The 7,915-nt window shown below is 76.9% G+C and carries 7 protein-coding genes; 2 read left to right on the forward strand and 5 right to left on the reverse strand.

The features are described 5' to 3' along the window. Positions 1-20: 20 nt before the first annotated feature. Positions 21-794: an ethanolamine ammonia-lyase subunit EutC gene (gene eutC / locus G5C62_RS23775; protein WP_164702949.1), complete on the forward strand. Its 774-nt coding sequence runs from the start codon at positions 21-23 to the stop codon at positions 792-794. 3 nt (positions 795-797) lie between these two features. On the opposite strand, the gene G5C62_RS23780 is transcribed toward eutC, so the two are convergent. Both G5C62_RS23780 and G5C62_RS23785 read right to left on the reverse strand, forming a co-directional pair. Next, positions 798-2,093 (reverse strand): PP2C family protein-serine/threonine phosphatase, encoded by a 1,296-nt coding sequence (locus tag G5C62_RS23780; protein ID WP_164702950.1) that lies wholly within the window; start codon positions 2,091-2,093, stop codon positions 798-800. Positions 2,094-2,289: 196 nt separating this feature from the next. Beyond that, on the reverse strand, positions 2,290-2,559 hold the full coding sequence (locus G5C62_RS23785; protein ID WP_164702948.1) for a hypothetical protein: 270 nt from the start codon (positions 2,557-2,559) through the stop codon (positions 2,290-2,292). Between the two features lie 19 nt (positions 2,560-2,578). Here G5C62_RS23785 and G5C62_RS23790 point away from each other — a divergent pair, with 19 nt between their 5' ends. Next, on the forward strand, positions 2,579-3,253 hold the full coding sequence (locus G5C62_RS23790; RefSeq protein WP_241176095.1) for a hypothetical protein: 675 nt from the start codon (positions 2,579-2,581) through the stop codon (positions 3,251-3,253). Between the two features lie 6 nt (positions 3,254-3,259). Here G5C62_RS23790 and G5C62_RS23795 read toward each other — a convergent pair whose 3' ends face one another. The 3 genes from G5C62_RS23795 to cydC are packed head-to-tail and all read right to left on the reverse strand — an operon-like array spanning position 3,260 to position 7,803. After that, positions 3,260-3,634, reverse strand: coding sequence for a DUF1801 domain-containing protein (locus tag G5C62_RS23795; protein WP_164702951.1), 375 nt, complete (start codon positions 3,632-3,634; stop codon positions 3,260-3,262). Between the two features lie 30 nt (positions 3,635-3,664). Further along, on the reverse strand, positions 3,665-4,405 hold the full coding sequence (locus G5C62_RS23800) for a GAF domain-containing protein (RefSeq protein WP_206330829.1): 741 nt from the start codon (positions 4,403-4,405) through the stop codon (positions 3,665-3,667). A gap of 38 nt (positions 4,406-4,443) precedes the next feature. Then, a complete protein-coding gene (gene cydC / locus G5C62_RS23805) occupies positions 4,444-7,803 on the reverse strand; it encodes a thiol reductant ABC exporter subunit CydC (protein WP_241176096.1) in 3,360 nt (1,119 codons plus the stop codon). Between the last annotated feature and the right edge of the window lie 112 nt (positions 7,804-7,915).

Raw genomic sequence — 7,915 nt, forward strand, 5'->3', positions numbered from 1 at the left:
CTGCTCGCCGCCGCCCGCCCATGACCACCCCCGACCACCAAAATGGCCATTGTGGTGGGGAGCCGGACCCGTGGGCGGTGTTGCGGGACGCCACCCGGGCGCGGGTCGCGCTGGGCCGGGCCGGTGACGGGCTGCCGACGTCCCGGGAGCTGGAGTTCCGCGCCGCGCACGCGGCCGCGCGCGACGCGGTGCACACCGCCCTGGACGCCGATCTGGTGCGGACGGCGCTGACCGAGGCCGGGGTCGGGCTCGACGTGCTGGAGGTGCACAGCCAGGCACCGGACCGGACCACCTACCTGCAGCGTCCGGACCTGGGCAGGCGGCTCGCCCCGGACACCCAGCTGCCCGGCGGCACGTACGACCTGGCGCTGGTGCTCGCCGACGGGCTGTCCCCGCGGGCCGTGCACGAGCACGCGGCCGGCACCGTGGCCGCCGTGCTGGCCCGGCTGGCCGGCTGGTCGGTCGCCCCGCTGGTCCTCGCCCACCAGGCCCGGGTGGCCCTCGGCGACCCGGTGGGCGAGGCGCTGGGCGCGAGGATCGTCGTCGTCGGAGTGGGGGAGCGGCCGGGGCTGAGCTCCGCCGACAGCCTCGGCCTGTACCTGACCCACGGGCCGCGCCCCGGGCGGGCGGACTCCGAGCGCAACTGCATCTCCAACGTGCGGCCGCCGCACGGCCTCGGCTACGCGCAGGCCGCCGACACCCTGGCCGGGCTGCTCCAGGCATCGCGGCAGCTGGGGGCCTCCGGCGTCGTCCTCAAGGACGAGGGGACGACGCTCCCGCCGGGCGCCGGCTGAGGATCAAGCGGTCGCGGTCGCCTCGGGGATGTCGGCGTCCAGCTCGTCCTCCCGGGGTGGGCCCTTCCACTCCAGGAGCAGCAGCGACGCATCGTCGCTGGTCCGGCCGGAGCGCGCGGCCATCAGCGCGTGCGAGAGCCGCCGCACCGTCTCGGCGCAGGTCAGCTCGGCGGCGGTCGTCTGCTCGATCAACTCGCGCAGCCGCTCCTCGCCGAACTGCTCGCCGCCGGGCAGCCGCTCCTCGACGACCCCGTCGGTGAAGAACAGCACCCGGTCCCCGGGCTCCAGCTGGGCCGTCTGCACGACCGGGGTGCCGGCGCCGAAGCCGACCGGTCGGCTGACCGGACCGGTGAGCTCACCGATCACCTGGCTGCCACGCACCCACAGTGCGGGTGGGTGCCCGGCGTTGACCCAGCTCAGCACCCCCGTCTCGGTGTCCAGCCGGCCCAGCTGGGCGGTCGCGAAACGCCCTGGGAACGAGGTGGCCACCGCCTGGTCCATCTCGGGGTACAGCTCGGTCAGCGGAAGCTCGGCCAGCCGGCCGTGCCGGTAGGCGGCGATGATGACGGTGGCCATCGTCGCGGCCTCCAGGCCGTGGCCCATCGCGTCGAACACGGCCACGTGCAGCACGTGCTCGTTGAACGCATAGTCGAAGCTGTCGCCACCGACCTCGTAGGCCGGTTCCAGGATGCCCCCGAGGTCGACGACGGGGCTGGTCATCGACAGCGGCGGCAGCGTCTGCCACTGCAGGTGCGCGGCCAGGTTCAGCGGCCCGACGGTGCGCACCCGGGTGAAGGCGTCGGTGTAGTCGTCGTTCGTCACGATCATGTCCGCCACCAGGCCGGCCAGTCGCCGGGCGAGCTGCCGGTCGTAACCGGTCAGCCGGGGCAGCGTCAGGCCGAGCACGCCGACCCGGTCGGACCCGTCGAGCATCGGCAGGTGCAGCCGGACCGAACCGTCGGCGAGCGGCTCCTCGATCGACTCCTCGGTGCGGAACGCCTCCCCGGCCAGGCTGTCGTCGATGGGGAGCGGTTCGCCGACCAGGCCCGGCCCGGTCAGCGGCCGCAGCGTCGTCTGCGCGAGGTCCTGCAGGTGGATGCTGACGTCGGTGGCCCCGGCGGTCCGTACCTCCTGTGCGATGAGCGAGCCGACCAGCCGGGGTGGGATCAGGTGCACCCGATCGAGCAGCACCCCCAGCAGCCGTTCGCCCACGCTCTCGGCTGCCGACCGGTCTTTCTCCTGGTCGGTGAAGCCGGTCTGCCGTTCGGTTTCCTCGCTCGCCGTCACCGTCATGGCCATGAGCAGCGACCGGCCTGGACAAACACGCCGGAGGGTCCGGACCTCGTCACGATCGGTGATCGGCTCTGCTGTGGTCGCCGCAGTGGTGGGCAGCCGACCGGCGGGGGCAGCCGCCACCGCACCAGCGAGCGACGACGGCCCTCTCTCAGGGCCCCCGCCCCGAGCGTGCGAGGGGTGGGGGGAGAGCGGGTCCTCTTCAGAAGCGGCGCAGCGGGCCGATCTTCATCACCGTGCTGAGCAGCGCCTCCATCGGGTGGCGCTGCGGCCGCTCGACCTCGGCCGGCCAGTCGGGGACGAGGTCCGGGTCGGCGTCGGCGGTCGCCACCTCCGCGACCCGGCCCTGCAGCCGGGCGCGCACCTCCTCCGGTGAATAGGCCCGGCGGTGGCGTTCGTGGCGGAGGAGGACGGTGCCGGTCGCGGCAACGCCGACGATCCCGGCGACTCCGAGCAGCTTCGAGAGGCGCATGAGCCGTTACGGTAGTGGTGTGGCTCACTCTCGTGCCCTGTCCCGCACCTCGTCCGCTCGTGTCCTGCCCCTGCACGACGCCGTCGAGCTCACCCGGACCGGCGACGTCTGGGTCTTCCGTGGTGGGTCGGTGGCCGACCGGGCCATCCAGACCGTCACCAACGCCCCGGTCAACCACGTCGGCATGGCCGTCGTCATCGAGGACCTGCCGCCGCTGCTCTGGCACGCCGAGCTGGGGCACTCCCTGGCCGACGTGTGGTCCGGCCGCCATCAGCGCGGAGTCCAGCTGCACGACCTGTCCGATGCGGTCTGCGTCTGGAAGAAGCGCTACGGCCAGCAGGCCTGGCTGCGCCAGCTGGTCGGCCCGGCCGACGACGGCGGGGTGCCCCGGGAGATGGAGGACGCCGTGCTGCGCAGCATCGCCCGGCTCGACGGCAAGCCGTTCCCCACCACCCGGCACCTGGCGCACGGCTGGATCAACGGCAAGCTGCGCCGGCACCAGACGAACGACACGATCTTCTGCGCCGAGCTGGTCGCCACCACCTACACGGCGATGGGCCTGCTGCCGAAGAACCGGCCGCTCAACGCCTACGACCCGGGCAGCTTCTGGTCCGGTGACGACCTGCCGCTGGTCGACGCGGAGCTGGGCCCGGAGATCCAGGTCGACGTCCCGGCGGGGCCGCCCTGCGACTGAGCCGGCTCAAACCCGGACCCAGCGCTCCACCAGCGCCACGATCGCCTCCAGCTTCGCGGCCACGTCGGCGGAGTCGCCCAGTGACAGCACGGCGCGGTCGGTGTCGGCCCAGCGCAGCAGCCCGGTGTCGTCCCCGAACTCGAAGCCCGCGGTCTCCTGCGGCTTCGCGCCGCGGTGGAAGACCAGCTGCAGGTGGTCCGCCGGGAACAGCCGGAAGGTCACCCGGTCCACCCCCCGGGCGCAGAAGCTCGGCGCCCGCCACTTCACGTGCTCGGTGAGCTCGGCGTCCGAGGCCATGATCGCCGCGCGGAGCCGGCGGACGTCGTCCACGCGCGGGTGGTCCAGGGTGTCGAGGAACTCCTCGACCGTCGGCTGCGCCATGGGCCCAGCGTGCCTCATGACCGCGCCCGCTCAGGGTCCGCCGGGCCGTCCGACGACGTCGGCGGTCACCAGCCGGCCGCTCACCAGGTCCGCCGCCGCCGAGTCGACCGAGCGTCCCGTGGCCCAGGCGTGCGCCCGCAGCACGGCCAGCGCGGTTCCCGCGTCGACGTCCAGCGACGCGCTGAGCGACCCGACCGCGCGCCAGACGGCGGCCCGGCGCACCGCCGCCGGGCTGTGCAGCCAGTCCGGGCCCACGGCGCCCGACCGCACCGACCACGCCACGGCGTCGCTGAGCGCGCCGGCCACCAGGTGGCCGATGGCGAGGGCGTCGAACACGTCCAGCCGCAGGATGTCGTCGGGGTCGATGAGGAAGAGGTCCAGCGCACCGGCGCCGGCCAGCGCGTTCGGGATCGGCAGACACACGACGCCGCGGTAGGGGGTGGTGGCCACCAGCACGTCGGCGAACTCCGGCCACCGTCGGCGGAGGTCCTGCTCGGCGGCGAACACCGGTTCACCGGAGGCATGGGCCAGCAGGCAGGGGCCGGTACCGACGGTGAACTGCAGCCGCTCGGCCCGGCCGGCCTCCGGTGAGCTCGCGCCCAGGGGGCAGCGGCCCCGGGCGCCGGTCAGCACGCTGAGACCGGCACCGTCGACAGCCAGCACCCGAACGGTGGCCCGGGCCAGCTGGTCGGGGAGCAGATGCCCCTCGTCGTCCGCCGCCGCGGCCGCCTCCGCGGCGACCGCGGCGGCGAAGCGCTGGGCCAGGGTCATCCCGGGGACGTGCCGCAGCAGGAGCCGCGGCAAACCGGTCAGCGGCGCGCCGGTGCCGGCGCGTGCTCGGGGACCGCCCCGTCCAGCCGCAGGACGCTGTCGTGCTCCTCGGCAACCGCCGCATCGTGGGTCACGCAGACGACCAGCCGGCCCTCCAGCGCCCGGCGCAGGTCGGCCACGAGGGCGGCGGCCGTCGGCGGGTCCAGGTGGGCGGTCGGCTCGTCCAGCAGCACGACGTCCCGGTCGGCCAGCAGCGCCCGCGCCACCGCCAGCCGCCGCCGCTCGCCACCGGACAACGAGGTGCCGCCCGCCCCGACCGGGGTGTCCAGCCCCGCCGGCAGGGCGGCCAGCAGCGCACCGAGCCCGGCGTCGGTCAGGGCACGGCGCATCGCCTCCTCGCCGTCGGCCCCGGCCAGCTCGCCGCGGGGGCGGGCCAGCGCGAGGTTGGCCCGCAGCGGAGCGTCGAAGACGTGTGCCTCCTGCGGGCACCAGGCGGTGGTGCCCTGCACGTCGGCCCGGGTCAGCCGGTCGGCCGGCACCGGGCGGCGCCCGTCGCCGAGGACGTAGGCGCCGGCCGTGGGGCGCAGCGAGGCCATCAGCACCGACAGCAGCGTCGACTTGCCCGATCCGGACGGGCCGGTGACCACCAGCCAGTCGGACCCGGCGGTGGCGACGGCGTCCAGGTCGCGCAGCACCGCCGGGCGACCGGGCCAGCCGGCGGTGACGTGCTCCAGCGCCAGCTCGCGCACCGGCCGCGGCGGGGCCACCCGCTCGGCCGGCGCCGGGTCGGCGGCCACCGGCTCGGCGAGCACGGACTCGACCCGGGCCCGCGCGTCGTGCCAGGCCAGCCGGTGCCGCTGCGCGGCGCCGAGTGTGGTGAGCGGCTCGAGCAGTGCCAGCGGCGCCAGCGCCAGGACGGCGGCGGTGGGTGCGGAGAGCTCCCCGGCGCGGACGCTGACGGCCGCGACGGCCAGCGCACCGACGGCGGCGGCACCGGTGGCCAGCACCGCGAGCGCGTCGCCCAGTGCCGTGGCGGCGGCCCCGGCCCGGGCCGCGCGGCCCTGCCGGCGGCCCAGCTCGTCGAGCCGGTCGACGGCCTCGCCGGTGAGGCCGTGCGCCCGCAGGTCGCCGGCGGCCTCGAGCGCTGCGCTGGTCTCCCGCAGGGTCACCGTGCGCAGCTCGGCGGCGTGCCGGGCGCCGCCCCGGTCGGCCCAGCGGTGCACGCCGAGCACGCCCAGCACCGCGATCCCGACGAGCGCGGCGACCAGTGCGCCGGCCCGCGGGTCGAGCAGGGCCAGCACCGCCGTCGTCCCGACCAGCACGATGCCGGAGACCAGGGGCGGGGTGACCACCCGGACGGAGAGGTCCTGCAGCAGGCCGACGTCCCCGACGACCCGGGCCAGGGCCCGGCCGGGCGTGCGGTCGGCGGCCGGGCCCTGCGCGACCAGCGCGCGCCACACCTGCAGCCGGGTGCCCGACGCCAGCCGGAAGGCGGCGTCGTGACCGGCCAGCCGCTCCAGCCAGCGGAGCCCGGCGCGGGCCAGCCCGAAGCCGCGCACCCCGGCCGTGGCGACCAGCAGGGTGAGGATCGGCGGCTGCTCGGCGGCCCGGACGATCAGCCAGCCCGAGACCGCGGTCAGCGCCACGGCCGACGCCGCCGAGGCAGAGCCGGCGGCGACCGCCCGCACCACCGCCCGCCGTGGCCAGCTGAGGCCGGCGGTGGTGCGGTCCGCCTCGGGAGCGGCGTCGGGCTCGGCGGCGGGGAGCGGGGCACCGGCGTCCTCGGCGCTGCCGGTGCGCTCGGGCGCCGGGACGCTGGTGAGCGGAGGCAGGGCGTCGGGGACGGTGAGGTCGACGGCGCGGTCGGCGAGCGCGGCCAGCGCGGGGGAGTGGGTGACCAGCACGGTGCAGAGCGAGCCACGCAGCCGGACCAGCAGCTCGGCGACCCGCGCGGTGCTCGCCGCGTCCAGCGACGCCGTCGGCTCGTCCAGCAGCAGCACCCGGGCCCCGCGCTGCACCCGGACCAGCGCCCGGGCCAGCGCGACCCGCTGCAGCTCGCCGGGGGAGAGGGTGCGGCAGGCGCGCTCGCGCAGGTGCCCGGCGTCGAGCCAGGCCAGCGCGGTGTCGGCCAGGTCGGTGGCCCACTCGTCGGGGACGTCGCCGGCGTGCCGGCGCAGCTCGTCGAGCACGGTGTCGGCGACGGTGTGCGGGAACTGGGGGACGACGGCGACGTCCGCAGGTGCCAGCACCACGCCGTCGACCTGCGCGGTCGCCCCGTCGAGGAGCTGGCCGGCCAGGACGGCGAGCACCGTGGACTTGCCCGATCCGCTCGGTCCGCGCAGGGCCACCAGCTCGCCCGGCGCCACCTCGAACGAGGCGCCGTCGACGGCCGGCCGGCCGCGGCCGGGGAAGGAGACGGTGAGGCCGTCGACGGTGACCCCGCGCAGCTGCCCGGCGGGCGGAGCGGCCAGCACCGGCCGGGGAGCGGGGGCGGCGAGCACGGCGCGGGCGGCGGCGGCAGCCTCGGCGGCGTCCTCGGAGGCGTGGTGCGCCGCGCCCAGTGCCCGCAGCGGCGCGAACGCCTCGGGGGCGAGCAGCAGGGCGAGCAGGCCGACGTCCAGGCCCATGTCCCCGTGCACCAGCCGCACGCCGACGGTCACCGCGACCAGCGCGACCGACAGGGTGGCGAGCACCTCGAGCACCAGCGAGGAGAGGAAGGCGATCCGCAGGGTGGCCAGCGTGCGCCGGCGGTGGGTCTCGCCGAGGTCGGCCAGCGCGGACAGCTGGTCGGCGGCGCGGCCCAGCCCGACCAGCACCGGCAGGCCGCGGACCAACTCGGCGACGTGCCCGGCGATCCGGTCCAGCGCCCGGGCCGCCTCGACCGTCCGGTCCCGGGTGTGCAGCCCGACCAGCGCCATGAACAGCGGCACCAGCGGCAGGGTGAGCGCCACCAGCAGTGCGGAGAGCCAGTCGGTCAGGCCCAGCACCACCAGCAGGACCGGCGGGACGACGATCGTCTGCGCGAGCGCCGGCAGGTAGGTGGCCAGCGCCGGACCCAGGTCGTGCAGCCGGGTGCTGGCGAGCACCGCGGCCGGTCCGGTGCCGCCGGCGGCGGCGACCGCCTCGCCCTCGCCGGCCAGCAGCCGGGTGAGCAGCCGGCTGCGCAGGGTGTCCTCGGCCCGCCGGGCGTCCCGGGTGGCCAGCACGCTGCCCAGCCCGCCGGCGGCGGCCCGGATCCCGACGCCGAGCAGCGCCACGAGCAGCGACGTCCCCGGGGTGACGCCGTCGGCGACGTCCGCCACCGCCCGGGCGAGCCCGGCGGCGAGCAGGACGACCCCGACGGTCTGCCCGAGCGCGGCGACCGCGGCCCGCACCAGCGCCCCGGTCAGCCCGGGCACCCCCGCGAGCGCGCCTGCCGCACCCTCTCCCCCGGCGAGCTGCAGCGGGTCGCGCTGGCCCGGGCGCTGGTCCGGGTGCAGCGCGGGGCCCGGGTGCTGCTGCTGGACGAGC

It is taken from the genome of Modestobacter sp. KNN46-3, assembly GCF_011039295.1.

Coding starts and splice junctions, on each gene's coding strand:
- eutC (WP_164702949.1), top strand. CDS start 21: ATGACCACCCCCGACCACCAAAATGGCCATTGTGGTGGGGAGCCGGAC.
- G5C62_RS23780 (WP_164702950.1), bottom strand. CDS start 2,093: ATGGCCATGACGGTGACGGCGAGCGAGGAAACCGAACGGCAGACCGGC.
- G5C62_RS23785 (WP_164702948.1), bottom strand. CDS start 2,559: ATGCGCCTCTCGAAGCTGCTCGGAGTCGCCGGGATCGTCGGCGTTGCC.
- G5C62_RS23795 (WP_164702951.1), bottom strand. CDS start 3,634: ATGGCGCAGCCGACGGTCGAGGAGTTCCTCGACACCCTGGACCACCCG.
- G5C62_RS23800 (WP_206330829.1), bottom strand. CDS start 4,405: ATGACCCTGGCCCAGCGCTTCGCCGCCGCGGTCGCCGCGGAGGCGGCC.